23 protein-coding genes, 1 tRNA gene and 4 pseudogenes are annotated in these 23906 nt (G+C 64.3%); 13 read left to right on the plus strand and 15 right to left on the minus strand.

Annotated elements, in window-relative coordinates; genetic code table 11:
- Nucleotides 1-26: 26 nt before the first annotated feature.
- Genes G6N08_RS13670 through G6N08_RS13680 form a run of 3 tightly spaced genes read left to right on the plus strand, consistent with a single transcriptional unit; the run spans nucleotide 27 to nucleotide 3755 of the window.
- Nucleotides 27-1544: a TldD/PmbA family protein gene (locus G6N08_RS13670; protein WP_163758107.1), complete on the plus strand. Its 1518-nt coding sequence runs from the start codon at nucleotides 27-29 to the stop codon at nucleotides 1542-1544.
- Nucleotides 1541-2911, plus strand: a complete 1371-nt coding sequence (locus G6N08_RS13675) for a TldD/PmbA family protein (RefSeq protein WP_163758109.1) — start codon at nucleotides 1541-1543, stop codon at nucleotides 2909-2911. The genes G6N08_RS13670 and G6N08_RS13675 overlap by 4 nt, the downstream gene beginning before the upstream one ends.
- Nucleotides 2912-2918: 7 nt before the next feature.
- Nucleotides 2919-3755, plus strand: coding sequence for a carboxymuconolactone decarboxylase family protein (locus G6N08_RS13680; RefSeq protein ID WP_163758111.1), 837 nt, complete (start codon nucleotides 2919-2921; stop codon nucleotides 3753-3755).
- A gap of 15 nt (nucleotides 3756-3770) precedes the next feature.
- Here the strand turns inward: G6N08_RS13680 and G6N08_RS13685 are convergent, their stop codons facing one another.
- From G6N08_RS13685 to G6N08_RS20775, 5 genes and pseudogenes are all read right to left on the minus strand, one after another.
- Complete coding sequence (locus G6N08_RS13685) at nucleotides 3771-4085, minus strand: hypothetical protein (protein WP_163758113.1); 315 nt, start codon at nucleotides 4083-4085, stop codon at nucleotides 3771-3773.
- 111 nt (nucleotides 4086-4196) lie between these two features.
- On the minus strand, nucleotides 4197-4589 hold the full coding sequence (locus G6N08_RS13690) for a transposase (protein WP_163758116.1): 393 nt from the start codon (nucleotides 4587-4589) through the stop codon (nucleotides 4197-4199).
- 22 nt (nucleotides 4590-4611) lie between these two features.
- On the minus strand, nucleotides 4612-5130 hold the full coding sequence (locus tag G6N08_RS13695) for a hypothetical protein (RefSeq protein ID WP_163758117.1): 519 nt from the start codon (nucleotides 5128-5130) through the stop codon (nucleotides 4612-4614).
- Nucleotides 5131-5405: 275 nt separating this feature from the next.
- Nucleotides 5406-5597, minus strand: a pseudogene (locus G6N08_RS21495) (IS1634 family transposase); the annotation flags it as partial.
- 3 nt (nucleotides 5598-5600) lie between these two features.
- Nucleotides 5601-6272 (minus strand): annotated as a pseudogene (locus G6N08_RS20775) (SDR family NAD(P)-dependent oxidoreductase); the annotation flags it as partial.
- 8 nt (nucleotides 6273-6280) lie between these two features.
- Between G6N08_RS20775 and G6N08_RS13705 the strand changes: the two are divergent.
- From G6N08_RS13705 to G6N08_RS13715, 3 genes are all read left to right on the plus strand, one after another.
- Nucleotides 6281-6565, plus strand: coding sequence for a hypothetical protein (locus G6N08_RS13705; RefSeq protein ID WP_163758121.1), 285 nt, complete (start codon nucleotides 6281-6283; stop codon nucleotides 6563-6565).
- A 71-nt stretch (nucleotides 6566-6636) separates the two neighbouring features.
- A complete protein-coding gene (locus G6N08_RS13710; protein ID WP_163758123.1) occupies nucleotides 6637-6981 on the plus strand; it encodes a hypothetical protein in 345 nt (114 codons plus the stop codon).
- A 2-nt stretch (nucleotides 6982-6983) separates the two neighbouring features.
- Nucleotides 6984-7268, plus strand: a complete 285-nt coding sequence (locus G6N08_RS13715) for a ribbon-helix-helix domain-containing protein (RefSeq protein WP_163758125.1) — start codon at nucleotides 6984-6986, stop codon at nucleotides 7266-7268.
- A gap of 104 nt (nucleotides 7269-7372) precedes the next feature.
- Here the strand turns inward: G6N08_RS13715 and G6N08_RS13720 are convergent, their stop codons facing one another.
- The 5 genes and pseudogenes from G6N08_RS13720 to G6N08_RS13735 all read right to left on the minus strand — a co-directional run bounded on the left by G6N08_RS13720 (nucleotide 7373) and on the right by G6N08_RS13735 (nucleotide 11340).
- Nucleotides 7373-7873 carry a hypothetical protein gene (locus tag G6N08_RS13720; RefSeq protein WP_163758127.1) on the minus strand — a complete coding sequence of 167 codons (501 nt, stop codon included), beginning with the start codon at nucleotides 7871-7873 and terminating at the stop codon, nucleotides 7373-7375.
- A gap of 984 nt (nucleotides 7874-8857) precedes the next feature.
- A pseudogene (locus tag G6N08_RS20780) lies at nucleotides 8858-9157 on the minus strand (integrase core domain-containing protein); the annotation flags it as partial.
- A complete protein-coding gene (locus G6N08_RS13730) occupies nucleotides 9115-9486 on the minus strand; it encodes a type I restriction enzyme endonuclease domain-containing protein (RefSeq protein ID WP_371869060.1) in 372 nt (123 codons plus the stop codon). The pseudogene G6N08_RS20780 and the gene G6N08_RS13730, both read right to left, overlap by 43 nt.
- Nucleotides 9465-9902 (minus strand): type I restriction enzyme endonuclease domain-containing protein, encoded by a 438-nt coding sequence (locus tag G6N08_RS21350; RefSeq protein WP_371869025.1) that lies wholly within the window; start codon nucleotides 9900-9902, stop codon nucleotides 9465-9467. Before G6N08_RS21350 ends, G6N08_RS13730 begins: the two co-directional genes overlap by 22 nt.
- Nucleotides 9903-10002: 100 nt before the next feature.
- Nucleotides 10003-11340 carry a HEPN domain-containing protein gene (locus G6N08_RS13735; protein WP_163758134.1) on the minus strand — a complete coding sequence of 446 codons (1338 nt, stop codon included), beginning with the start codon at nucleotides 11338-11340 and terminating at the stop codon, nucleotides 10003-10005.
- 313 nt (nucleotides 11341-11653) lie between these two features.
- Between G6N08_RS13735 and G6N08_RS13745 the strand changes: the two are divergent.
- A pseudogene (locus G6N08_RS13745) lies at nucleotides 11654-12121 on the plus strand (tyrosine-type recombinase/integrase).
- A gap of 5 nt (nucleotides 12122-12126) precedes the next feature.
- A tRNA-Ile gene (locus G6N08_RS13750) sits at nucleotides 12127-12200 on the plus strand.
- Between the two features lie 44 nt (nucleotides 12201-12244).
- On the opposite strand, the gene G6N08_RS13755 is transcribed toward G6N08_RS13750, so the two are convergent.
- From G6N08_RS13755 to G6N08_RS13770, 4 genes are all read right to left on the minus strand, one after another.
- Nucleotides 12245-12931 (minus strand): Type 1 glutamine amidotransferase-like domain-containing protein, encoded by a 687-nt coding sequence (locus tag G6N08_RS13755; protein ID WP_163758140.1) that lies wholly within the window; start codon nucleotides 12929-12931, stop codon nucleotides 12245-12247.
- Nucleotides 12931-14055 carry a glycoside hydrolase 5 family protein gene (locus G6N08_RS13760; protein WP_163758142.1) on the minus strand — a complete coding sequence of 375 codons (1125 nt, stop codon included), beginning with the start codon at nucleotides 14053-14055 and terminating at the stop codon, nucleotides 12931-12933. Before G6N08_RS13760 ends, G6N08_RS13755 begins: the two co-directional genes overlap by 1 nt.
- Nucleotides 14056-14315: 260 nt before the next feature.
- A complete protein-coding gene (locus tag G6N08_RS13765; RefSeq protein WP_163758144.1) occupies nucleotides 14316-15107 on the minus strand; it encodes a DUF732 domain-containing protein in 792 nt (263 codons plus the stop codon).
- 607 nt (nucleotides 15108-15714) lie between these two features.
- On the minus strand, nucleotides 15715-16569 hold the full coding sequence (locus tag G6N08_RS13770; protein WP_163758147.1) for a sulfurtransferase: 855 nt from the start codon (nucleotides 16567-16569) through the stop codon (nucleotides 15715-15717).
- A 208-nt stretch (nucleotides 16570-16777) separates the two neighbouring features.
- Here G6N08_RS13770 and G6N08_RS13775 point away from each other — a divergent pair, with 208 nt between their 5' ends.
- Complete coding sequence (locus G6N08_RS13775) at nucleotides 16778-18232, plus strand: aldehyde dehydrogenase family protein (RefSeq protein ID WP_163758149.1); 1455 nt, start codon at nucleotides 16778-16780, stop codon at nucleotides 18230-18232.
- A 33-nt stretch (nucleotides 18233-18265) separates the two neighbouring features.
- Here the strand turns inward: G6N08_RS13775 and G6N08_RS13780 are convergent, their stop codons facing one another.
- Entirely contained in the window at nucleotides 18266-19237 is a 972-nt protein-coding gene (locus G6N08_RS13780) for an aldo/keto reductase (protein ID WP_163758151.1), read from the minus strand.
- A gap of 102 nt (nucleotides 19238-19339) precedes the next feature.
- Between G6N08_RS13780 and G6N08_RS13785 the strand changes: the two genes are divergently transcribed.
- From G6N08_RS13785 to G6N08_RS13800, 4 genes are all read left to right on the plus strand, one after another.
- Entirely contained in the window at nucleotides 19340-20107 is a 768-nt protein-coding gene (locus G6N08_RS13785; RefSeq protein ID WP_163760602.1) for an SDR family oxidoreductase, read from the plus strand.
- A 66-nt stretch (nucleotides 20108-20173) separates the two neighbouring features.
- Complete coding sequence (locus G6N08_RS13790) at nucleotides 20174-21808, plus strand: class I adenylate-forming enzyme family protein (RefSeq protein ID WP_163758153.1); 1635 nt, start codon at nucleotides 20174-20176, stop codon at nucleotides 21806-21808.
- The gene (locus G6N08_RS13795) at nucleotides 21795-22568 is read left to right on the plus strand and encodes a class II aldolase/adducin family protein (RefSeq protein WP_163758155.1); all 774 of its coding nucleotides are present in this window, start codon (nucleotides 21795-21797) and stop codon (nucleotides 22566-22568) included. The genes G6N08_RS13790 and G6N08_RS13795 overlap by 14 nt, the downstream gene beginning before the upstream one ends.
- Before the next feature lie 39 nt (nucleotides 22569-22607).
- On the plus strand, nucleotides 22608-23876 hold the full coding sequence (locus tag G6N08_RS13800; protein ID WP_163758157.1) for an amidohydrolase family protein: 1269 nt from the start codon (nucleotides 22608-22610) through the stop codon (nucleotides 23874-23876).
- Nucleotides 23877-23906 lie beyond the last annotated feature (30 nt).

The following is a 23906-nucleotide window of genomic DNA, read 5'->3' on the forward strand; positions in this document are numbered from 1 at the left end:
ATTAAAGCGGTCGTTACGGTGGACTGGTGACATCGAACCGAGGGATTGATGCCGATTTCTTGGAACTGCCGCGCCGGGAGCTGGCCGATGCGGCGCTGTCGACGGCCACCGCAGCCGGGGCCAGTCATGCCGATCTGCGGGTCCACCGCATCACCACCGAGTACATCCAGCTGCGTGACGGTGAGCTGGAGACCGCCGTCGTCGACCGTGAGCTCGGCCTGGCGGTGCGGGTGATCGTCAACGGCACCTGGGGGTTCGCCTCCCACGCCGAGCTGGCGCCGCCGGTGGCGGCCGACACCGCGCGCCGGGCGGTGCAGGTGGCCACCACCCTGGCGCCGCTGAACACCGAGCGTGTCGAGCTGGCGCCCGAGCCGGTATACCCCGACGCCACCTGGGTGTCGAGTTACCAGGTCGACCCGTTCACCGTACCCACCGCCGACAAGATCGCGGTGCTGCAAGAGTATTCGGGCCGGTTGCTGGCCGCCGACGGCGTGGATCATGTTTCGGCCGCCTTGACCGCTGTCAAGGAACACACCTTCTACGCCGACACGTTCGGGTCGTCGATCACCCAGCAGCGAGTGCGGCTGATGCCGCGGATCGAGGCGGTCGCCGTCGACACCGCGACGGGCGGTTTCGACAGCATGCGCACGCTGGCCCCGCCAACCGCACGCGGCTGGGAGGTGCTGGCCGGCGACGAGGTGTGGAACTGGACCGAGGAGCTCGCGCAAATACCGTCGCTGCTGGCCGAAAAGGTCAAGGCGCCCACGGTGACGCCGGGCCCGACCGACCTGGTGATCGACCCGTCCAACCTGTGGCTGACCATCCACGAATCCATCGGCCACGCAACCGAATACGACCGCGCCATCGGATATGAAGCCGCCTACGCCGGGACGTCGTTCGCCACCCCGGACAAGCTGGGCAGCCTGCGCTACGGGTCGCCGGTGATGAATGTCACCGCCGATCGCACCGTCGAGTTCGGTTTAGCCAGCGTCGGTTACGACGACGAAGGGGTCGCCGCGCAGAGCTGGGACCTGGTGCGGGACGGGATCTTCGTCGGCTACCAGCTCGACCGGGCGTTCGCGCTGCGGCTCGGCCAGCCACGCTCCAACGGCTGCTCGTATGCCGACTCGCCGCATCACGTGCCGATCCAGCGGATGGCCAACGTGTCGCTGCAACCCAGCCCCGACGATCTCAGCACCGCTGACCTGATCGCCCGCGTTGAGGACGGCATCTACATCGTCGGGGACAAATCATGGTCGATTGACATGCAGCGCTACAACTTTCAGTTCACCGGCCAGCGCTTCTTCCGCATCCGCGGCGGGCGGGTGGACGGGCAACTGCGCGACGTCGCCTACCAGTCCACCACCACCGATTTTTGGAACTCCATGGAGGCCGTGGGCGGGGCGTCGACATGGCGGCTGGGCGGCGCCTTCAACTGCGGCAAAGCCCAGCCCGGGCAGGTCGCCGCCGTCAGCCACGGCTGCCCGTCGGCGTTGTTCCGCGGCGTCAACGTGCTCAACACCCGCACCGAGGCCCGCCGATGATCAGCGCACAGTTGCTCGTCGAGATCGCCCTCGACGCCGCCGCCCGGGGACGGGTCGACGAGACCATGGTGCTGGTCACCGACCGCTCCGAGGCGTCGCTGCGCTGGGCCAACAACTCCATGACCACCAACGGGGTGTCAACCAGCCGCACGACCACGGTGATTTCGATTGTCCGCGAAGGGGATAGCGCCCGCGTCGGCTCACTGCGCTCCGCGGAGGTGGACCCGTCGGCGGTTCCGGGGTTGGTGGCCGCGTCCCAGCAGGCGGCATGGTCTGCGCCGCAGGCGCGCGACGTCGCACCCCTGATCAGCGCTGCCGATGTGCCCGGGGACTGGGATGATGCGGTCTCCGGCACCGGGGCCGAGGTGTTCGCGAGTATCAGCGGCCCGCTCAGTCGGGGCTTCCGCGGCGCCGACCAGCTGTACGGGTTCGCGCATCACGTCGTGGAGACGACATTTCTGGCGTCGTCGACAGGGCTGCGGCGTCGCTACACCCAGCCCAGCGGATCGGTGGAGATCAACGCCAAACGCGGCGGCGCCAGCGCCTGGGCGGGTGTGGGCACTCCCGATTTCGCCGATGTGCCTGCGGATCTGCTGCTTGAGCAGCTGTCGACGCGGCTGGGTTGGGCGGGGCGGACCGTGCAGTTGCCGGCGGGCCGCTACGAGACGATCATGCCGCCCTCGACGGTGGCCGACCTGATGATCTATATGGCGTGGACGATGAGCGGCCGCGGCGCGCAGGAGGGCCGCACCGCGTTCTCCGCGCCCGGCGGCGGGACGCGGGTAGGGGAGCGGCTGACACAGTTGCCGCTGACGTTGTACTCCGATCCGTTTGCCCCCGGCCTGGAATGTTCGCCGTTCGTTGCGGTGTCGGGGTCCTCGGAAACGGTGTCGGTGTTCGACAACGGGATGGATACCGGGCGGGTGGACTGGATCCGCGACGGGGTCATCAACGCGCTGGCCTATCCGCGGGGCGCGGCGCGGGAGTTCGGCGCCCCGGTTGCGGTGGCCGCCGACAATCTGCTGATGACCGGCGGTGACGCCGGGCTGGACCAGATGATCGCCGGTACCGAGCGCGGCCTGTTGTTGACGACGCTGTGGTATATCCGCGTGGTCGACCCGACCACGCTGCTGTTGACCGGGCTCACCCGCGACGGCGTGTATCTGGTCGAGGACGGCCGGGTGAGCGCGGCGGTCAACAATTTCCGGTTCAACGAGAGCCCGCTTGACTTGCTGCGCCGGGCGACTGAGGCCGGGGTCAGCGAGGTGACCCTGCCGCGGGAATGGGGCGATTGGGCCACCAGGGCGGCGATGCCGTCGCTGCGGATTCCCGACTTTCACATGTCCTCGGTGAGCCAGGCGCAATAATTCCCGAATGGGTGTGGGCGAGGAGCTGACGCGGCTGGTGGCGCTCGCGGGCGGTCGGCTCACGGCGCTGGTGCGGCGGGTGTGTGCCCAGACACTTGGTCTGCCGCCGCTGCCGGTAGAGGTTGCGGTGGACGCGCCCGGGTCGGATACCGAGGCCGTGGTCGCCGAATTCGCCGAGCAGTTCAGCGTTGATGTGTCGCTGATCGGCGACGAGCAGCGCTCAAGGCTGTGGGCAGCGCTGGGAGACAAGACGTTCGGTGTGGTGACCCAGATGTATATCGCCGACTTCGTGCCGCGGGTGCGCGCCGGGCTGCAGGCCCTGGACGTCGGCCGCGAATACCTGAGCTGGGTGAATGGGGTCGACGCCTGGGATCACACCAGTGACGCGTCCGATGCGGTGTTCAGCGGTTTTCTGCCGGCGGTCGCACGGTTGCGTGCGCTCGATGCGCTGACCTCCGAGCTGGTCCGGTTGCGCGGGGCGAGCCAACACCATTGCCGGTTGTGCAGGTCGCTGCGTGAGACGACGGCCCTGAAGGCGGGCGGGTCGGAGCGGCTCTACGGCGAGATCGAGCGGTTCGAGAATTCCCGGCTGCTCACCGACCGGCACAAAGCGGCGCTGCGCTATGTCGACGCGCTGATCTGGTCGCCGGCGCACATTGACCCGCAGGTCGCGGCGGCGGTGCGAGACGGGTTCTCCGCGGCCGAAGCCGTGGAACTGACTTTCGACGTGATGCGCAACGCCAGCAACAAGATCGCCGTATCGCTGGGCGCTGATGCGCCGCGGGTTCAGCAGGGCACCGAGCGGTATGTGATCACCGCCGACGGCCAGACGGTGTTTGGCTGATATCGGGGTCGGTGATCAGAGCGGGATCCAGGCAGAACCTGCCCAAATGCCCCACGCCTGATGACCGGGATCCCAGACCGGGTTGACCGACGGGGCCCAGGGCGGCGGTGGCGGCGGTGGCGGCACGTCCGCCGGCGCAAACGGCGGCGCGTATTGCGGCGGGGACTGATACCAGGCCGGCATCGGTGGCGGGGGTGTGCACACGTCGGTCCACACGTTGCGCGACCAGTTCGGGTCGCATTGGGCCACACCGACTGCCGGCGTCATCACCGCTACAGCCGCCAGCGCCGTCACTGCGGCCCCGACACCGGCGAACCGACGACCAACCACCCTGTCCTCCCGTGCTTTCCTGAGGGTCACTGTCCCCTGGCCAGGCTCAGCTTATGCCCTTTGACGACGCCCGTGGCGAGAATCCGGGGGGGCTGTCCGTTAGCTCCTCTGTCAAGCGGCGATGGGTTGTGACTGGTTTTGGTCTGTGAGCATTGCCCGGTAGACGATGTCGGAGAAGCGGCGTTTGAGGACACGTAGGGCTTTGATGCCGCCATCGCCGTTGCTTTTGCGGCGATCCAGCAGCGCATGTGCTGGGGGATGACCGTGTGCTTGAGTCAGTGCGATGCGGTGCAGAGCGGCGTTGAGTTGGCGGTTCCCGGTGCGTGACAGGCGGTGTCGTTGTTTGTTTGACGGCCACACCAGTAGCGCTGCGGTGCCATGGAGTCGGGCGAAGGCATCCTTGGAGCCGAACCGGCCCAGGTGGGCGGTTTCCCCGACGATCTTTGCCGCAGTCAATGCTTCGCAGCCAACGATGGCCGGCAGCGACGGGGCGACGGTGGTCACGCGCTGGTGATCTTGGCGGTCTTCACCAACCAAATCCAATGATCGTGTTCGAAACGGTGGCCAACGCCGCGTCTCCCAACGCGACTACGCCTGCGTGCACGACCCCCTGAGGCAGCGGGCCGATGTAGTCGCTAGGCGCAGGAAGCGCTGCTGCAATGTCGGCAACCGACGGAGCAGCGGTTGCACTTGTCGTCGCAGCAACAGCGGCTTCCAAGGCTTGGTCGGTGTCCAGTGAGTTCACGGCTTGTTGGTAGATGGCCTCATCGAACACGTTGCTAAGCAATTGCACCACGCTCGCCTCAATCGGGTTGGAGTGCGCGATGAGGCAATCTTCAGCAGACAACAGCTGCTGATCCTCAAGCAGGCTGAAGTGTTGCAGGGCGATAGCCTGGTCAATGCCGAATTTGTCAAAAGGGGTGGCGCTGGTGCCTAAATCCTTTAAAGCGGTACTCAAGTCGCCATCAGCCGTGGAGAGGTCAGAGGTCGCGGTGTCAATAAGTGTCGTGTCGTCGGCCCTGGCCGGTCCAGCCGCCGCGAGCATGGCCGCAGCCGCAATGGCGCCGCCACCGAGAACCGTCGCGGTACCCCACCGAGCGGCCTGACGACCCCGAGAAACACAGCAACTCCTCATCCTCTGTGCGATCACAGGCCAATCCTCTTCTTAAGTCTTACTCAGGCTGTCCTCAGCAGTATAAGACGGTCAAGTGAAGTTCCGACTACTAATCCGAAATTCCCCCTGGCTGGTTGGCGTGTGTGCGTGGGACTGTGGTTTTGGGTGTGGGTGGTGGGGTTTACTCCTACGGGTAGCCAAGGCGGGTGGGAGACGTCGAGGAGTTCGAGGGCGCGCCGCTGCAGTGGTGTGGGGTTAGTGATCGTGGTGAATGCTGGCATGTCGTCGGCGGGCTGGATCTGGTTGGCGCAGATGGTGGCTAGATCGGCGAGCAGGCTAGTGAAACTGTGCACGGGGTGGTCGTCCTTGGTACGTTTGCGCGCGGCCGGACTGGCGGCGAATCCGTTGTCGAGCATCCGCTGGTACATGCCGGCACCGGTCACCAATCCCGGGCATACGACTGAGAAACCGACCGGGGTGTGGCGGTATTCGGCGCGCAGCGCGTGGGTGAGCGCGATCAGGGCCGCCTTGGTCGCCGAATAGGGCGCCTGGAAGGCACTTCCGGTTTTGGCCAATCCCGACGAAACGAACACGACATGTCCGCGTCCACGCGCCAGGATGCCGGGCAACACCGGGCGGGTGAGCAGCATCGCGGCTGTCAGGTTTACCTCGACCATGGTTCGGATCTGATCGGGAGTGGCGTCAGTCAACGCGGCGGGTTGCTCGACGCCGGCGTTGTTGACCAGGATGTCGATCGGGGCGAGTTCGCGTTCGGCGCGCTCGATCAGACTGTTTACCGCAGCGGTGTGTGTCAGGTCCGCGGAAATAGCGAGAGCCTGAACGTTCTTGGCATCCAGATCGCTGACAAGCCTGCTCAGGGGAGCGGTTTGGCGGCCGCATACCGCCACGGCAGCGCCGGCGTCGGCCAGCGCCAGACAGATGGCGCGGCCGATCCCACCGGATGCGCCGGTGACCAAAGCGGTCTTGGCGGTCAGGTCCTTCATTGGGCTCCTCGCTGGATCGTTGCTGTTGTCGGTGCGAACAAAAATCGATCCGGATGTCTCACGCGTCATCGCGGCACGTGACCCTAACTCGCGGGGACGAATACATCTTTGTTGTCACGCAGCCAGGATCTCAACGGCAGTGGCACGAAACCGAGCATCTCCGGGGTGAGGTGGCGTTCTCCGCCGCGCAAATCGTTGCCGCGCTCCAACAGCGCGTTGATGAAAGGAACTTCGTGGTGACATTCGGCGAGAATATGCTCGGCGGCGTCCTCGTGTTTGTAATAGCGGAGCCTAAGGTTAAGCCGAGGATCTGCAGAGATGGCCTGAGCTCGCCTGGGTTGCTGGTGGATTTCTCGGCTTGACTAGGACCCAAAGCCATCCGGGGCAAGAAAGTGTATTGCACTAACTTACAAAGTGCATTACACTTTAGGTGGTGCGGATCGAATGTCTGCCCTCCGCCTGGCAGCACAGCATCACAAGCGATGAGATCCGCGCGGTGATCTCCTATCCGCTCCTGCGGTACGGGATCACCACCGTCTACGCAGACGCCGACACCTACATGTTTGTCGGGAACAGGGTCAACAACGAACCATGGATCGAGGTTGCAGCCGAAGACCAAGACGGGCACACATGGGTGGTTTTTCACGCAATGATGCTCACCCTCCGTGTCGCTGACGAGGTCTATGACATCTCTGGCGGCATCATCGACCTCCGCAGCGACCTGTCGCCGCAACGACCGTATATCGGCCCCCGGTACGACAGAGAAGAGGAAATCTGACCATGGCGAAGAGAAGCGCTAAGGATTACGAAGAGATGAGCCGCGCTGTTGAATCTGGCGCGTATACCGTGCGCGGCCCGATGGAGTTCGGCGCCACGCTACGCATGGGCCGCCCCATCAAAGGCACCCCGACGGCGGGTAAGACGCCGGGAGTGACTGTCCGGCTCCCCACTTCTCTGCGTGTCGAGATCGAAAAGCGGGTCAAGGCCGGGGAATCCCGCTCAGAGTCAGAACTGATCCGTCAGGCAGTCGTGGAATACCTCGAACGCCACCCAGGCGGTCGCTGACGCACGATGCCACGGATCGCGCCTCCAATGTCACCTAATCCAAGCTGTTTGGCGGTTCCCGCGGCAGGGGGAGCGAGTTGAGGAAGGAAGTCAAGCTCCGCCTCTCAGGAGATCTGTTTGGCGGCGATCCACGTGGCCTGCTTCGCCATCTGGAGCTCAATGGCCGGCATTTGGGCGAGGACCGGTGGTCGGTGTGGTCGGTCGATGACGGCAGCTTTATGAGTCTCCGCGATCTCGCCGATGAGACGGAGTCCTCCAACCGCTTCGACCTTCTCAAGGACGTTCCCGATCCAGTCATTCGGCTCGATGATGATCCCGAGATCGTTCGGCTCTACACGGAACTGTGTGAGCAGCTCACACGGAGAATGACCAACGTCTCGGACATAACCGCATCGTTTCACAAGATCCAAGCCGACCTCGCCAGATCCACAAACGGTGACGAGTTGATAAGCATCGTGCGACATGCTTACGACAACATCCGACAAGTATCCATCGAAAATTCCGGCGCACTTGCGTTTCCACATCCGAGTGTCCATTTGATCTCTTCGACCGATCTGCTGATTCGACGAGCGCGGCTGCCCGGACTCATGTTCCGGTTTGATCAAGACCCCGATGCCTTGAAGACGATGGCGGCATGTAGTGGAAAGGAAGGAGGTTATTTCGATTCCCAGGCCGCGTGGTATAGAGAGATCATCGGGGTAGTGCACTACCTGGGGCCGCTTCTGGGTTGCCTCAGCCCTCGATTCTGGTGCCTGCCAACTGGACGCCCTCCGTTCGCCGTCCTGTTCAACCTGGGGAGGGATATCAGCGGTCTGAGAAGCTCGCCAATGGAGCCCATGCAACTGCTGCCGGAGTTTGGCCGCATGGATCCGGTTCCGCCCGTGGAACTGACACCAACATCATGTAGGCACGCAATCCACTGGTGGACAACACGGCTGAATCAGATGTTTCGATACCTGTGCGATCCAACGACGTTCAGGAATGCAAACGGCGAATACGATCCGTATGAACACCAACATTGGCTACTTACGTTCGGCCAAGTCTTTGGCCTCACGACGGCTCTACAGGCTTCCGGTCGCAACCACGCGGTCCAACGAGCATTGATGAATACTTTGCTCGATACGTACGCGGATCGAATCCGAATCGGAGGACGCGGATTCAAGCAGCTGTGTACTTTGCAGTACGCAAAGAAGGTCGCTGACCGACTGCGCACGAGGATGCCCGATGACGTTGCAGCGATCCTCATGCCGATCGCTGACCGAGCTGTCGAGAGTCGCCGAGGTTTCCAAGATGGGTTCTTCATTCGAAGACAGCGCCGGGATAAGAACGTCATCGTCAGGATTCCGGGAGAGCGTCCCGCACATCTGCAACCAGAGCGGGCGACAGCTGTGCTCTTGAGAGTCTTGCGCAACGCCACCCACGGATTCGGTGGCAGGGACCCTCGGCCGGCGAACAACAAGGAACTCATTGCCGAGCGTCTGTTGGCGCACCACGACGGTGGCGAGTCCCCGATACTGAGTCCACCCGGTTCTAGAGTCGGGTTTTGTTGTTCTGGATTCAGTTGATTTCGCAGGCCACAGGGGTGTGGTGTGGCTGCATTGGGCAGCGTACTCGGCCGGGGTGAGGTAGCCCAGTGCGGAGTGACGGTGCCGGTGATTATGTTCGTGCTTGAAGTCGCCGATGACTACTCGGGCCTCCAGCAGGTTGGTCCAGTGGTTGCGGTTGAGGCACTCCTTCCTGAGCCTGCTGTTGAACGATTCGATGTAGGCGTTGTCCCACGGCGCTCCGGGTGGAATGTAGGACAATCCGACTGTTCCGTCACAAAACTGTTGCAACGCTTGCGAAATCATCTCCGGGCCGTTATCCATGCGTGTTTGAGCTGCTTGGCCAGTTCGACGAGCTCGGCGACGACGGCCGCCGCATCCAGAGCATGGTTCTGATACCGCAAGACTGAGCTGGCGAGCATCTCGGAAAACGTCCGCTCTGCCACGAGATTTCGTTTGCCGACAGCCTTGATCTCGTCCGCAAGCAGACGCTTGAGCATCTCGATCTGCAGGTTTGGGCGATCGCTCTGGCGGAACTTATCGATGAAATTCTCGTCGATCAACGACAGGTCAGGTCGTTCCATCCCCGCTTCGGCGTAGATATCGAGGACTCTAGTACTGGAGATATGCTCTGAGACAATCTGTTTGACGGCTACGTCGACTTCGGCCTCGATGTCGGCGCCCTCGCGGTCCGCGCCTCGATCTTGGCGATCGAGGCGCGGACAGCTTCGATGAAAGCGACGTCTTCGCGGATCGCCAGCGCTTCGTCGGCGGGCACGCACATGGCAAACAGCGACCTTGCGCGACGCGCGTGCGCCATGAATCGGCACTTCAGACACGGTGTCTCCTTGGTGCACGGTAACTCTGGAAGGCCCGGGTGATAGCCCAGCAGCCAGTCAGCGGTGCCCGCAACCGCGCGGATGCTGCCATCACTGGCTCTGAAGTCAACCGGAACACCTTCAGTTAGAAGGCGGTACGCGCGCCAGTTTTCCGACTCGGCCACCTGCGACTCCGGCCGCAGGGCTGTCTTCAGCACATCGTCGACGGCGTCCAGGGGCATCAGAAAGAGTATGCCCGGCATCCCGACCATCCCGAGCTGATTTCAGCCTCGGCTACAGACAGGGGGTCGTCAAACCAGTTTAATGATCTCGACGCTGGTGATCAGTGACCGATTCCTGGCTGGGCGTCTGCTACCGGGTCTCGCCAAGTTCTTTTAGAAGCTGCGCGAGGTTGGCGCGGGCGAACGCGAAGCGCTGATGCTGTAGGTATCTATCGCGCAGGGTGCCCGGGTCGACACCGGCGTGCAGCAGCAGCAGACTCCGCAGCAGCCACGGGGTAATCGTGGTGACTACCAACCACCGGCGATAGCTGAGCGCCAGGGGTTTCTTTGCTTTGCCTTGCAGCCGGTGATGGGCGAATTGGTTTCGAGTCTTTGTCAGACGAGCTGGCAGATCAGGTACCGACTCCACGATTTCCGGGACCGCACCACTGACCCTCGCCACAACAGCGTCGGCACGAGCCCGGAAACTTACCTCGGTGAGGAATTGGGTTGCCTGCATCACCTGCTCGCGGTCGAGCCCCTCAGCCTTTGCTTGAGCGCCAGCACCGTGCCGCGCAGCTTCACGAATCCGCTGAAAGGCAGATTTTGTCACGTCAGGAAACCGCGACTGTTCGTACGGCAGTCGGCGGTGTAGTCCCTCAACCAGTGAAGTGAGCACTTGTGCCTGCACCTGCAAAACACCCTCGACGGGTTTCGCCACCGCCCACGCCAGGCCGTCGAGAGTGTCATTGAGCGCGATCCATTTTGCGAACCGCTCCACCGTCAACTCTTCACGTGGCAGCAGCGTCTCCGGATTGACACGATTCGCCGATTCGCAGAATGCTGGGCCGTGCACTGTGAGCCAAGGTCCATTGGCGTCGACGCGCACCTGTGTATCACGGATGACCAGATCCTGGTCTGTGACCAGTTGGGCCAACACCAGACAACCCGACACCACCCGGATCTCAAGTTGCCGCAGCGTCACTGGAGTCGATGAGGCGTACACCAGCCAGTTGCCCTCCTCAGAGGCCTCCACACTTAGCGTGGACCCATCATCGGCGACCACACTCGATTCACCTGCGGCAAGATGCGCCAGCCAGTATGGGTCATCTATGCGGAACCGCACGGCGCTGTAAGGCTGATCGGTACCGGCCACGTGGGCGCCCAGCACCGCGGCACCGGCGACATAGTGTGGCGGAGGGCTAAACTGCCCGTCGCCGCCATGGTTCTGCGCGTCGAGCAATGTGACCGACTCGCCGCTGTCCAGCTGGCCGTGCAATGTGATCGGCTGAAACGCCTGGATCGACTTGGCCGGATCCGCCGAAAAAGCAACGCCCTTCCCCCCGCAGGGAGTGTTGAAAACGTGCACCCGCGGGTCAGCGACCAGGCCGGCGGAAAGACATGCTTCTGGCTGCTTCCCAACCTCAGCAGTGAACTTCCCCTGCACCCGCAAACTGGGATTCTCGAGCATCCAAAACTCGCCACCCACTGGCTCTACCTCACTCACTGAACCTCTCGAAACCAGTAAGAAAAGTTCTCACACTCCAGGGGGCGCAGTGCTCAAATACGCACAACGGACCAGGAAGATCGTCGAGAATGTGGCCAGCGAGATCAAGCGGGCCGAAGACTTGCCGACCGCGACGGAGCGGGAGCGGCGCGACCTGACCCACGCCGAGCTGCTTCAGTTGGCAAGGGCAACCGAGCGGTTCGAGACGCTGACCCTGGTTCTCGGCTACTGCGGACTGCGCTTCGGTGAGGCAGCGGCGCTGCGCCGCAGGCATGTGGGCGACCGGGAGTTGACGATCCGCTCATCGGCGACGTATGTCACCGGCAGAGGGATTGTCGAGACCACCACGACGACGAACCGGGTGCGTCACGTGCCCGTTCCCGAGCCGGTATGGGAGTGGCTGCGGCGAGCTGCCAACCGAGCCCAATGCCCTCGTGTTCCCAAGCCATCGCGGCGGGCACCTACCTATTGAGGAGTACCGCAGAGCGTTCGACAAGGCATGCAAGGCGGTTGGCATCACCGACCTGGACGCAACTGCTGAGACACACCACGGCATCCCTCGCGATCAGCGCGGGCGCTAATGTCAAGATCGTGCAGAGGCTTCTAGGACACGCCACAGCGGCCATGACCTCGGACCGTTATGGCCACCTGCTCAGTGACGACCTGGCGGGAGCGGCAGATGCGCTCGGCAAAGCCATCGTAAGCACTGCGGTATATCGACCAGGATCTAGTTAACTATGGAGGCATATCTGCAGCCAGTTGACCCACGGGGCGGTAGCTCAGTCGGTTAGAGCCGCGGACTCATAATCCGTTGGTCGCGGGTTCGAGTCCCGCCCGCCCCACGACTTAAAAAGCGGTAAGAGGCTTTGCCGGCCGGCCGAACCGGTCAGCTGCCGGCGCACACCAGAGAGTGCGTCACGCGAGTGCCCACAAAGCGGAATTCGTGCGCGGGACGGCGCAGGGGCTCGACGGTGGTATCCGCGTGCACGATGACTCCGCCACCGGAGGGGATTCCCAGCCCGGTGGCCGCTCCGTTCAGCAATTCGATCGTGCGCGACAGCCGTGTCCACCCGGCTCGCTCGTCATGGGTGTCGATGACCAGGGGGATGAGCTTAAACAGCTCGAGCAGCTCGGTCACGGGAGAGCCCGATGTGCCGACGATCCCATAGCGTCCGAGCTGAACCGCGCCGGCTGAAACGCCCACCAGCACCGCCCCGTGGGCATACCGGTCCACGATCACATCCTTCATGCCGGTGTTCTCGAACGTGTTCCAGCCCAGACGCACGTCGCCGCCCGCCAGGACGATCAGCTGGGCGCGCTGCAAAAAGGCGCGGTCTGCTGGGCCGAACGCCGAATCAATCATGCGACGGTCGCTGATCCCACTCGCATCCGCGGCCGCTGCAAAGATCTCGTAGAACTCCGGGCGGTCGCCGTTGGAGGCGCCGATATAGGCTGCGGCCAGTGGTGTGTCCGGGGCCAATCCGTCGCAGGCGGACTCCAGCAACAGTCGGTCTTGCCGCTTCCAGAACAGCAGCTGACTGTCCGCCAGCAGATAGAGCGGTTGGACTGACATCAGAGCCTGCTCAGCGTGCGAATCGTGTGAATTTCGGTCTCCCGGTAGGGCCGTCCGTCGGGTTGGAGCAGGTCTTGAAACCAGGGCTTCGGCACGGTCGCGTACGGGTGCTCCCAGGATTCCCAGGGAAAGTACGTTTGGGTTTTGCCGGCGACTAAACCCCAACTGATCGCACCAACGTTGTGCCGCTTCGCAATTGGCAAGATCCCGTCAACGGTGTTGCCGAGCGTCCGAGCCAGATACTCGGTGCAGAGGATCGGCCGTCCCAATGGGGACAGTTCGGTGATGCGGGCCTCGAAGGCCGCTGGTTCCGCATAACAGTGGAAGGTGACGACGTCCGAGTTGTCCAGTTGAATGGTGGTGATTTCACTGCGGCGCTGGCGATCTCCCCACTCACCAACCCACACCCCACTGGTTAGCGGCTGAGCTGGATCAACCGAACGCGCCCAGCCGAACGCCAAGGAGAGCAGGTCGGCGACACGCTCCTGCTTGTCTTTCCGCTCGACCGTGCGATACGCGCGCGCAGGATTGTCGGGCTCATTCCACACGTCCCAACCCAACACGCGATCATCCGTGCGGAACTGGTTCAACACTCCCGTGACATAGTTGAGCAGAGTTCGGCGGTAGTCGAGATCATCGAGGTGTTCAGCGCCCGGGCTTTGCACCCAACCGGAATTGTGGACCCCAGGCTTGGGTGCGCGTTGCCGTCCGGGTTTGGGGAACGGATCCCAGCATGAGTCGAAGAAGACAAAGAGCGGTTTGATGCAGTGGCGCGCCGCAATGGTGACAAACTGCGCCAGGCGGCGTTGGAAGCCTCGCTGGTCTTGGGCCCAGAGCTGATCGTGCAGGAAAACCCGCACAGTGTTGAGGCCGTACAACTGGGCCCAGCCGAGCTCGGTATCGATGCGCTGGGGGTCGAAGGTGTCGGCCTGAAACATCTCGAGCTGGTTGATGGCGTTTGAGGTGATGTAGTTCGCGCCGACCAGCCAGCCTTGTGCTTGATACCAGCGATTGGCGCGGTCAGGTGACCACCGGCTGTGCTCTGCGGCGGCGCGGGGTGCCCGGATCAGCGCAGAGCCCGCCGCCAGCAGCAGGGGTAGCTTGAGCACCGTTCGGCGCCTCACGCAGTGACCATAGTCCCGGTCGGGCCGCAGTACGCAAGCACACCGGCGCTGAGAGCGCAGACATCCGCCCTCGCGGAGGTCGGTGGCGCCTATCAACGCCTGGCGTAAAGCCAGCGCGGTGATGCGACAGAGTCGCCCGGCGCGAACCTTCCCTGTTGGCGGTTTGCGGCGCTACCGGTCGCAGAGGCGGCATCGCACGACAGCGCAGCCCCATACAGTGCACCACCAAGAACCCGCGCAGTTTGCCTGCGCGGAGGACGTCAGTGCTGCCAGCCGGGGATCACGTGCAGGTCGTCGCGGATGCGTTCCAGATCGCGCTGGATGGCCTGCACATCAGAGAGCGCATTTCCGAACACCTGCTGGGTTTCCTGCGGGCTCGACGGCTGGACCTCAGGACAGTACGACACGATGGCACCAGCAGCGAATTCGGCGCTTTCGGTGGCATCCCATATCGACGACTGCTGCACGCGGCGGACGGCCTCTGCGAAGTTGGGCTCGCGTGCTAAAAAGTCGCAGACCGCATGCCCCTGGTCGTGCACGTATGCGCGGTTGGGAACCGGCACGCCCTGCTGTTGGAGCACATCGAGGAATGCTTTTTCGGCGATATCGGCCGACCGATCGATAGTCTGCGGCGCAGCCCGGTCGGGCCGGGTACTTGACGACGGCGGACTGGGCGGTGCACCCGACGGTGCGAGTGCCGGCGGCTCGGCCGCCGGAGGTGAGTCGCGGACCGCCAACATCATCACCAGCACCGCGGCGACGGCTGCCACAGATAGCGGCAGCGCCGCAACAACACCCAAGCGGCGTGCCACACCCCTGCGCTGGACAAGCTTGTGACCGTCATGGTGATGGCCCTGCGACGAGGCATCGGGGATGACCTTGATCGGGCGGTGGTCAACCGTCTCGATTGGGTCTTCGCTGCGCTGTGCCAGGCGTTCATCAAGAAGGTCGTCGATCTGCCGACGCCACAGCTCGTCGCGCTGCCCTCGAATTGAGCGGCGCAATGCCGCGAGGCGCCGCAACTCCGAGTCGATCGTATCCCGATCGCGCATACCCCGAGCCTAAAATCTGCCAGTGCGCGTCAGCTACCGGTCCGCCCCGCTTTTCGCTCCGTGAGCGCCGACCGGTGTTGTCGACGCGGTCTAATTACCGCCATAGGTGGGCCCCGGGACGCCATCGCGGTAGGTAACGCATTTCCCCGACGTGCCGGTGCCGGTGCAACAGGTCTCGATGAGAACGGGGTCGGCACCCCAATGCGGTTGGACCTGCTCCGACGAGTATTGGCCGCCGGAGCTTCTGCAGGTGCTCTCGATATCGGTGCGCGCCTGGGCAAGAGGCGCAGCCGAGATCATCCCCGCTACGGCCAGTGTCAAGGCGGCAGCTGACATAGCACTGAATGCAGGGCGCTTCATGTTCCTCCATGGCTTAACATAGTTCGCTTCGGTCAAGCCGCTACTTTTGTGGAACTGACAGGGTCAGCTTAGCGGCTCTGCGCACGCGACGTGATCGGTGCACGAAGCGAGGGTGCCGGCCAGGTCAACACCGCGCGGCGGTGAGTGACAAGTTCAGCGAATCTGGCGGCAGACCGGACACAGTTCAGCCTCGGGTTCACCGCAAACCTGGCTGTCGAAGCTTCGCGCAGCCGGGGGTGTGGCGCACCTATTCGGGGCCGCGGGCAACCGGGCGGGCCGGATCGGAAATCCATTCCGACCACGACCCGGGAAACAGCGCCGCGTCGAGTCCCAGCGCGGCGAACGCGGCGATGGTGACGGTCGCGCTGATACCCGAGCCGCAGTACACTCCGACACGACCGTCGCCGGTGATGCCGTGGCCGGATAGCAGCCGGGTGAGCGCGTCGTCGTCGAGAAACGTTCCGTCGCTGGCCAGCACAGCCGTGCAAGGCAGGTTGCGGGCGCCGGGGATATGACCGGCGACCGGATCAACCGGCTCCACCTCGCCGCGGAACCGTTCGGGTGTGCGGGCATCGAGCAGCATCACGTCAGCGGATGCGGCGTGCTGCACAGTCAGTGTCGGTCGGGCTCCGGCAGACAAATCGCTGTGCGGCACAGTCACATTGCCCGGCCTCGGGGTGACCGGGCCGGTTTCCACCGCCCCACCGGCCGAGCGCCACGCCGACAGGCCGCCGTCCAGTATGCGCACGTCGGAAAGCCCGGCCGCGGTGAGCACCCACCAGGCCCGCGCGGAACCGGCTCGATTCCAGTCGTCATAGACCACGATCGGCACACCCCGGCGCAGGCCCCACCGGCGGGCGGCGGCCTGCACCCGCACACCGGCGGGCAGTGGGTGACGGCCCCGCCCGGTAACCGCGCGATCGCTGAGGTCCTCCTCCACAGACACATACACCGCCCCCGGAAGATGACCGCGCAGATAGGCTGCATAGCCGTCGGGTTCGGCCAGCCGCCAGCGCACGTCAAGCAGGCTCACGGGCCGGTGGGCCCGGATCCGAGTGGCCAGCTCGGCGGCGGTGATCAGCACCCGCGCGCGGGTATTCACCGGCTCAGGCTAGCGCGGCCGCGGGCGGTGTACGGCGTTGCCGCACGAACAGCCCGATCTGCCCGACAGGACCGCGTTCACGGCCAGAAGGCTCGTTTTTCGGTGCGAGCGCGGCCTTGACCCCGCCCCGCCCCGGTGCTAAGCAAGTGCTCAGCACCGGGCGTCCCGTGCCGGGGGTGACGTGCGGGTGATCAGGAAGGGATCCACGGTGACGGTGCAGGAAGTACTGGACGAGATGCGCAACCGCCCCGGGACAGGGGAGGTCATTACGGTCATTGACCCGGTGACCGAAGAGCCGATCACCGAATTCAGCGATGGCGGAGCCGAAGCCGTCGACGAGGCCGTTGCCCGCGCCCGGGCATCTTTTGAGTCCGGTGGCTGGCAGAGCATGCCGGGGCGGGAACGCGCCAAAATTATGTGGCGCATCGCCGATCTGATTGACCGCCACACCGGCGATCTGGCCGAGCTCGATTCGCTCAACACGGGTATGCCACTAGCACAGGCGCAGACGATCCTTCCTACCTGCGCCGAGTTCTTCCGCTACTACGCCGGCTGGTGCACCAAGCTTGACGGCACCGCCTATGACGTGCAGATGACCGGTGGGATTTCCGGCGCCTATGCGAGTCTGCACGCCTACACCCGCAAAGAACCGTACGGGGTTGTGGGGCTGATCTTTCCGTGGAACGGCCCGGTGTTCAACGCGTGCGCCAAAATTGCGCCGGCCCTGGCCGCGGGCTGCAGCATGGTGGTCAAACCGGCTGAGGAAACCCCGCTTTCGGCGCTGGTGCTGGACAAGATCATCGCCGAAGCCGGCGTTCCGGACGGGGTCGTCAACCTCGTCACCGGTTACGGGCACACCGCGGGTGCGGCGCTGGCCGCGCATCCGGGCGTCGACAAAATCGCCTTCACCGGCTCCACCGAGGTCGGCAAACAGATCGTGCAGGCATCCGCCGGCAACCTCAAAAAGGTCATGCTCGAACTCGGCGGCAAATCGCCGGTGCTGATCTATGAGGATGCCGACCTGGGTGCGGCGATCCCGATGGCGGCGATGGGTATCTTCGTGCACTCCGGTCAGGGCTGTGTGTGCGGGTCCCGGATCTTCGTGCAGCGCAGTATCTACGAGCAGGTCGTGGCGGGCATCACCAGGGTGGCCAATTCCCTCAAGCTGGGCGGGCCCAAAGAAGACGGCAGCCAGATCGGCCCGCTGATCAGCGCCAGGCAGCTCACCCGGGTCATGGGTTTCATCGAGGAGGGCAAGCGCGACGGCGTCGAGGTGGTCACCGGCGGGTACCGGCTGGATCGGCGCGGCTATTTCGTGCATCCGACCGTGCTCACCAACGTCGACCGCGGGATGCGGCTGTATCAGCAGGAGATCTTCGGGCCGGTGGTCACCGTGTTACCGTTCGACGACGACGACCAGGCCGTGGCCATGGCCAACGACACCAGCTACGGGCTGGCCGCTACCGTGTGGACGACGAATCTTGGCCGCGCCCATCGCCTCGCGAAGCGGCTGCAGGCCGGAACCGTCACGCTCAACTGCCAGTTGGTGTTCGACCACGCGGTGCCGTTCGGCGGTTACAAGCAGTCGGGCTGGGGCCATGAATTCGGCCGGGAAGGGATCGAGGCCTACTTGCAGACCAAGTCCGTGTGGGCACAGCTGTGACGGGATATCACCTGCCGCGCAACGACACCCGCATCAGCGACGGACGAGCCGCTGGCGGACCAGGTCGGTGACGAAGCGCCGCATCGGGACCGGCCGAAACGCGCGGGCGGCCTCGGTGAGCGCGTCGCGGGCATCGGCGCTCAACTCGATATCGGCGGCAGCGGCGTTGAACTCGAGCTGCTCGACACTGGAGGCCCCGGGGATGGCCACCACCCCGGGCAGGCTGATCAGCCAGGCCAGCGCCACCTGCGCCGGTTTGGCGCCGACCTGCGCGGCGATGTCGCGCAGCGCGCCCAGCAGCGGCTCGATTCGGCGCAGGTTCTCGGTGCCGAACAGCGGGTTGACCGCGCGGATGCCGCCGGGCCGGTTATCAACCCCGTATTTGCCGCCCAGCAGCCCCTGCGCCAGGGGGCTGTAGGCGATCACGATGCGGTTCTCGCGCTCGGCGAACGGGACCAGGTCCTCGAGCGGGCGGGGATGGGCGAGCGAGAAATGGACCTGATTGCTGATCACCGGCCGCCCCAGCGCAGCGTCGGCCTTCTGCCACCGCGCCAGCGAATAGTTCGAGACACCGGCCGCCCCGATGGCCCCGCTGTCGAGCAGGTCACGCATCCCCGGCATGATCACCGAATCGGGGACGACCGGGTTGGGCTGGTGGATCTGGTAGAGCGGGATGCGCTGCAGCCCCAGACGCCGCGCGCTGGCGCGCTCGCGCTGTTTGATCACCGGCGGGAACGGGGCGACCGGCATGATCTTGCTGGCCACCACGACCTCGGTGCGCTTGTCGCCGAGCGCTTCGCCGAGGATGCGCTCGCTTTTGCCCAGCCCGTAGATCTCGGCGGTGTCGAACAGCGTGACCCCCAAGGCGAGAGCGCGCTGAACGATATCCCGGGCGGCGCCGGAGGCGTACCGGTCCCCATAGCCCCATTCGATTGACCCGAACTGCCAGGTGCCCAGCCCGATCCGGCTGACTTTTCCGATTCCCTCGACGTCGAGATATTTCATAGATCCACCGTACTGAGATCACCGAGAACACCCAACGTTATCGGTCGATACGCTGTGCCTGCAGCCGGCTCGTGACAAGAAAGGGCGGATATGTCAAGGAGCGTGGTGATCGGCGCCTCGAGCGGGCTGGGGCGCTGCATAGGGGTGGGTCTGGCGCAGCGTGGCGATCAGGTCGCGCTCATGGCCCGCCGCCGGGAGCGTCTCGAGACCGCGGCGACAGAAGCCGGGCCGGGCGCCGTCGCCATCGAATGCGATGTCACCGACGAGGCGTCGTGCCGCTCGGCCATCGGCGACGCGGCCGCCGCGCTGGGCGGTATCGACAACCTGATCTACACACCGGCCATCAGCCCGCTGGTCCGGCTGGTCGACACCGACGCTGATACGTGGCGGCGGGTCTTCGACACCAACATCATCGGCGCAGCGCTGGCGACGGCGGCGGCGGTGCCCCATTTGAGGGAGTCGGCGGGCAAAGCGGTGTATCTTTCCTCCGTCGCAGGCACTTTCGGCCCGCCCTGGCCGGGGCTGGGCGCCTACGGTGTCAGCAAAGCGGCGCTCGAACGGCTCGTCGAGGCGTGGCGCGCCGAACACCCGGACATCGGCTTCACGTGTCTGATCGTGGGGGAGTGCGCCGGCGGTGAAGACGACGCCCGAACCGGCATGGGCACCGGCTGGGATCGCCAGCTCGCCGAGCAGACCTACCCGCTGTGGTTATCGCGCGGCTGCATGCCCGGCAAGTTGATGCCCGTCGAGGACCTTATCGAGGTGGTGCACACCATCCTGCGCACCGACGCGGCCACGTCGATGCCGGTCGTCGTGGCGCGGGGCGCCCCGGCGGGCTCCGGCGAAATCCTGCGCAGCGGCCGGTCATAACCACGGGCATCTCGGTGAGCCGTTAACCCCGCACGACAGGACGCCTCGTTTTCTTATGATCTGGGTATGCGCCCCGGTGGGCTGAACACCATGGGCTCGCCGGCATTCACCGACGAGGACTCGGCGCGGTATCGCGCCGCCGGATGGTGGTCGGATGTGACGCTGTCGGATGCGGTGCGCCGCAACGCCGAGCAGTCACCTGGTCGCGCCGCCTATGTCGATCACCCCGGCATTTCGCTGACCTGGCGTGTATTCGACTGTGCAGCAAGCGATTTAGCGGAGCAGCTCATTGGGGTCGGGGTATCGCGGGGTGATCGGGTTGCGGTGTGGCATGGTGACTCGGCTGCCATCCACGTGCTGTTGGTGGCGATCGAACGCTGCGGGGCTGTCGTCGTCGGCGTCGGCGCCCGGGCCGGCAGCCGAGAGGTCGCGGCGATACTGCGCACTGCACAGCCGAAGTTTCTGGTCAGCGACCGAGCGCGCAGCGCAGCTGCACGGCAGGCCGCCGCGGCAGTGACCGCCGGATTCCCGGTGCTGGTGCTGGGCTCGGGCAGTGACGCGGGCGAGCTGTGCGTGCACATCGACGCCGCGCCCACCGCGCTGGGCGCCGAGCGGCCCCTTGGCCCCGACGACGTTTTCCTCATCAATTCCACCTCCGGGACCACGGGACTGCCCAAGTGGGTTGTGCACACCCAAAACCGCTGGTACTACTTTCATCAGAAGGCCGTGGCCAACGGGCTGCTGACGGCGGACGACATCTTCCTGCCCGTCATCCCCACGCCTTTCGGTTTCGGGATCTGGACCAGCCATACGACGCCGATCTACCTGGGCGCCACTGCGGTAATCCTCGAGCGTTTCACGACAAAGACGACATATGAGGCGATCGCGCAGCACAAGGTCACCGTATTGTGCTGTGTGAGTACGCAATTGACGATGCTGATGGCTGACCGCTCCCGTCTGGATTACGATCTGAGCTCGTTGCGTGTCGTCTTCGCCGGCGGGGAGGCATTGCCGTATCGGCCGGCCGCCGAGTTTGAAGAGCTCACCGGCGCCAAGATCCTGCAGTTCTATGGTTCGAATGAAACCGGGCTGCTCAGCGCCACCACGGTCGATGACTCGCGGCACCGCCGGCTGCGCACCAGCGGCCGGATCGTGCCCGAAATGGCGGTCCGGCTCTTCGACGGCGATCGCGATGTCACCGCAACCGGGCACGGTCAGCCCGCGTGCCGCGGCCCGGCGACCAGCCTGGGCTATTTGGGCGGCACCGACCACGACAAGCTGTTCACCCGCGACGGGTGGATGCGCATGGGCGACATCTGCCAGATCGACGCGGACGGGTATCTGACCGTCACCGGGCGAACATCGGATTTCATTCTGCGCGGCGGCAAGAACATCAGCGCCAGCGAGGTCGAGGACGCGGTCATGGCCCACTCGTCGATCGCGGTCGCGGCAGCGGTCGCAATGCCCGACCCGGTGTTCGGTGAAAAGGTCTGCGTCTACATCGAACTCGCTGATTCCCAGACGGTCGAGTTGCCCCAGCTCGTCGAGCATCTGGTGGCACTGGGAGTTTCCAAGGAATTGCTGCCCGAACGGCTCATCGTGATGGACGAACTGCCGCGATCATCCGGGGGCAAGATCGCCAAAAGTCAGCTCCGCGAGGATATTCGCGCCAGGATGGAGGCCAAGCATGAATGCACCTAACGCGCGCCCGGGTGGCCTGGAGGTGTGGGCACCCTCAGTGATGCCCCCGATCGGGGTCGAGCTGTCTCATGAGCAAGCACTGGCAGTGGCCTTCCGTCACCTCGCCGCCATCGGGTTCGCCGAGAACATGGCCGGGCACATCACCTGGCAGCTCGACGGGCAAACGGACATGCTGGTCAATCCGTGGGGGCTGTGGTGGGCGGAACTCACCGCCTCCGATATCTGCGTGGTGGACCAAGATGCGCAAGTGATCCGCGGCCGGTGGGACGTCACGCCGGCGATCCACATCCATACCGAACTGCACCGGGTCCGCCAGGATGCCCGGGTGGTCATTCACAACCACCCCTACTACGTGTGTGTGCTCGCCGCACTGGGCCGGCTGCCCGAACTCGTGCATCAAACCGGTTCGCTGTTCGTGGATGACCTGCGCCTAATCGACACCTACGACGGCGAAATCGACAGCCCCACCCGCGCAGCGGATCTCGCGGCGCGGATCGGGAACGCCAATCTGACGATCCTGGCCAACCACGGCGTCATCGCAACGGGTCGCACCCTGGCCGAAGCCGTGTACCGGGCAGCATCGATCGAGCGGGTATGCAAGCTGGCCTACGACGTCATGCTCACCGGCCAGAAGCCAGTGACGATGAAATGGTCCGACATGGCGGGCATGAAAGCATCGCTGATCGAACGGGCCGCTGAAGTGTACTGGGCGGGGGCAGCGCGGATGACCATCAAAGCCGATCCTGATGTGCTGTCCTGAGTACGCCAAACATCGCATCTCGCAAGGAGATTGCCGACCATGAAATCGATCGACGAGCTGGCCGCTAGCCCCAACTTCACCACCGCCAAGACCGGCACGGACCGTTCGGTCACGTTTTTGCCCGACCCGCCGCGGGCGAAACGGCGTTATACGCTGATCTCGGTGGACGATCACATCGTCGAACCCCCGGATACCTTCACCGGACGGGTTCCGCGGAAGTTCGCCGATCGCGCTCCCAAAGTCGTCGACACTGACGACGGCAGACAGACCTGGGTTTATGACGGCCAGAAACTGCCCAACGTCGGGTTCAACGCCGTGGTCGGGCGGCCGGTGTCAGAGTATGGTTTCGAGCCGGTCCGGTTCGATGAAATACGCAGGGGTGCATGGGATATCCATGAGCGTATCAACGATATGGACCTCAACGGTGTGTATGCGTCGCTTAACTTTCCGTCTTTCCTGCCCGGGTTCGCCGGCCAGCGGCTGCAGCAGGTGACTAACGATCGTGATCTGGCGTTGGCCTGCGTCCGGGCATGGAACGACTGGCACCTCGAGGTGTGGGCGGGGTCATACCCCGAACGGATCATCCCCTGCCAGTTGCCATGGCTGCTTGACCCTGAGCTCGGCGCTCAGATGATCTACCAGAACGCTGAGCGTGGATTTCACGCCGTCACGTTCAGCGAGAATCCGGCGATGCTGGGATTGCCGAGTATTCACTCGGGTCACTGGGATCCGATGATGGCCGCTTGCGCCGAAACCGGCACCGTCGTCAACCTGCATATCGGATCATCTGGTTCCTCACCGTCCACCACCGAAGACGCCCCTCCGGATGTGCCGGGTGTGCTGTTTTTCGCCTATGCCATTTCGGCGGCGGTCGACTGGCTGTACTCCGGGCTTCCCAGCAGGTTCCCCGACCTCAAGATCTGTCTGTCCGAAGGCGGTATCGGCTGGGTGGCCGGGCTGCTGGATCGGCTGGACCACATGCTCAGCTATCACGCGATGTACGGCACCTGGGCGGCGCTGGGTGAGAGTTTAACCCCCGCAGAGGTTTTCCTGCGCAACTTCTGGTTTTGCGCAGTGGAGGACAAATCATCCTTCGTGCAGTATGACCGGATTGGCGCGGACAACATCATGGTGGAATCCGACTATCCGCATTGCGACTCAACCTGGCCGCACACCCAGCAAAAGATCCACGAGCAAATTGGCGGGCTTCCCCAGGATGTGATTCGCAAAATCAGCTGGGAGAACGCGTCGCGGTTGTATGGCCACCCGGTTCCGCCCGATATCCAACGGGATCCCGAGGCTTTCTGAGATCGCGAAAGCGACAGTGGTGCGGCCTCG

This window comes from Mycobacterium botniense, from assembly GCF_010723305.1.
Classification (GTDB): domain Bacteria; phylum Actinomycetota; class Actinomycetes; order Mycobacteriales; family Mycobacteriaceae; genus Mycobacterium; species Mycobacterium botniense.

Bases quoted from the DNA above. Each gene is read 5' to 3' on its own strand.
- G6N08_RS13715 (WP_163758125.1), top strand. From the start codon at position 6,984: ATGGCGAAGAGAAGCGCTAAGGATTACGAAGAGATGAGCCGCGCTGTT.
- G6N08_RS13765 (WP_163758144.1), bottom strand. From the start codon at position 15,107: ATGCGCGATCGGGATACGATCGACTCGGAGTTGCGGCGCCTCGCGGCA.
- G6N08_RS21350 (WP_371869025.1), bottom strand. From the start codon at position 9,902: ATGGTCGGGATGCCGGGCATACTCTTTCTGATGCCCCTGGACGCCGTC.
- G6N08_RS13755 (WP_163758140.1), bottom strand. From the start codon at position 12,931: ATGTCAGTCCAACCGCTCTATCTGCTGGCGGACAGTCAGCTGCTGTTC.
- G6N08_RS13780 (WP_163758151.1), bottom strand. From the start codon at position 19,237: ATGAAATATCTCGACGTCGAGGGAATCGGAAAAGTCAGCCGGATCGGG.
- G6N08_RS13695 (WP_163758117.1), bottom strand. From the start codon at position 5,130: ATGCTCGCGGCGGCTGGACCGGCCAGGGCCGACGACACGACACTTATT.
- G6N08_RS13680 (WP_163758111.1), top strand. From the start codon at position 2,919: ATGGGTGTGGGCGAGGAGCTGACGCGGCTGGTGGCGCTCGCGGGCGGT.
- G6N08_RS13675 (WP_163758109.1), top strand. From the start codon at position 1,541: ATGATCAGCGCACAGTTGCTCGTCGAGATCGCCCTCGACGCCGCCGCC.
- G6N08_RS13790 (WP_163758153.1), top strand. From the start codon at position 20,174: ATGCGCCCCGGTGGGCTGAACACCATGGGCTCGCCGGCATTCACCGAC.
- G6N08_RS13800 (WP_163758157.1), top strand. From the start codon at position 22,608: ATGAAATCGATCGACGAGCTGGCCGCTAGCCCCAACTTCACCACCGCC.
- G6N08_RS13795 (WP_163758155.1), top strand. From the start codon at position 21,795: ATGAATGCACCTAACGCGCGCCCGGGTGGCCTGGAGGTGTGGGCACCC.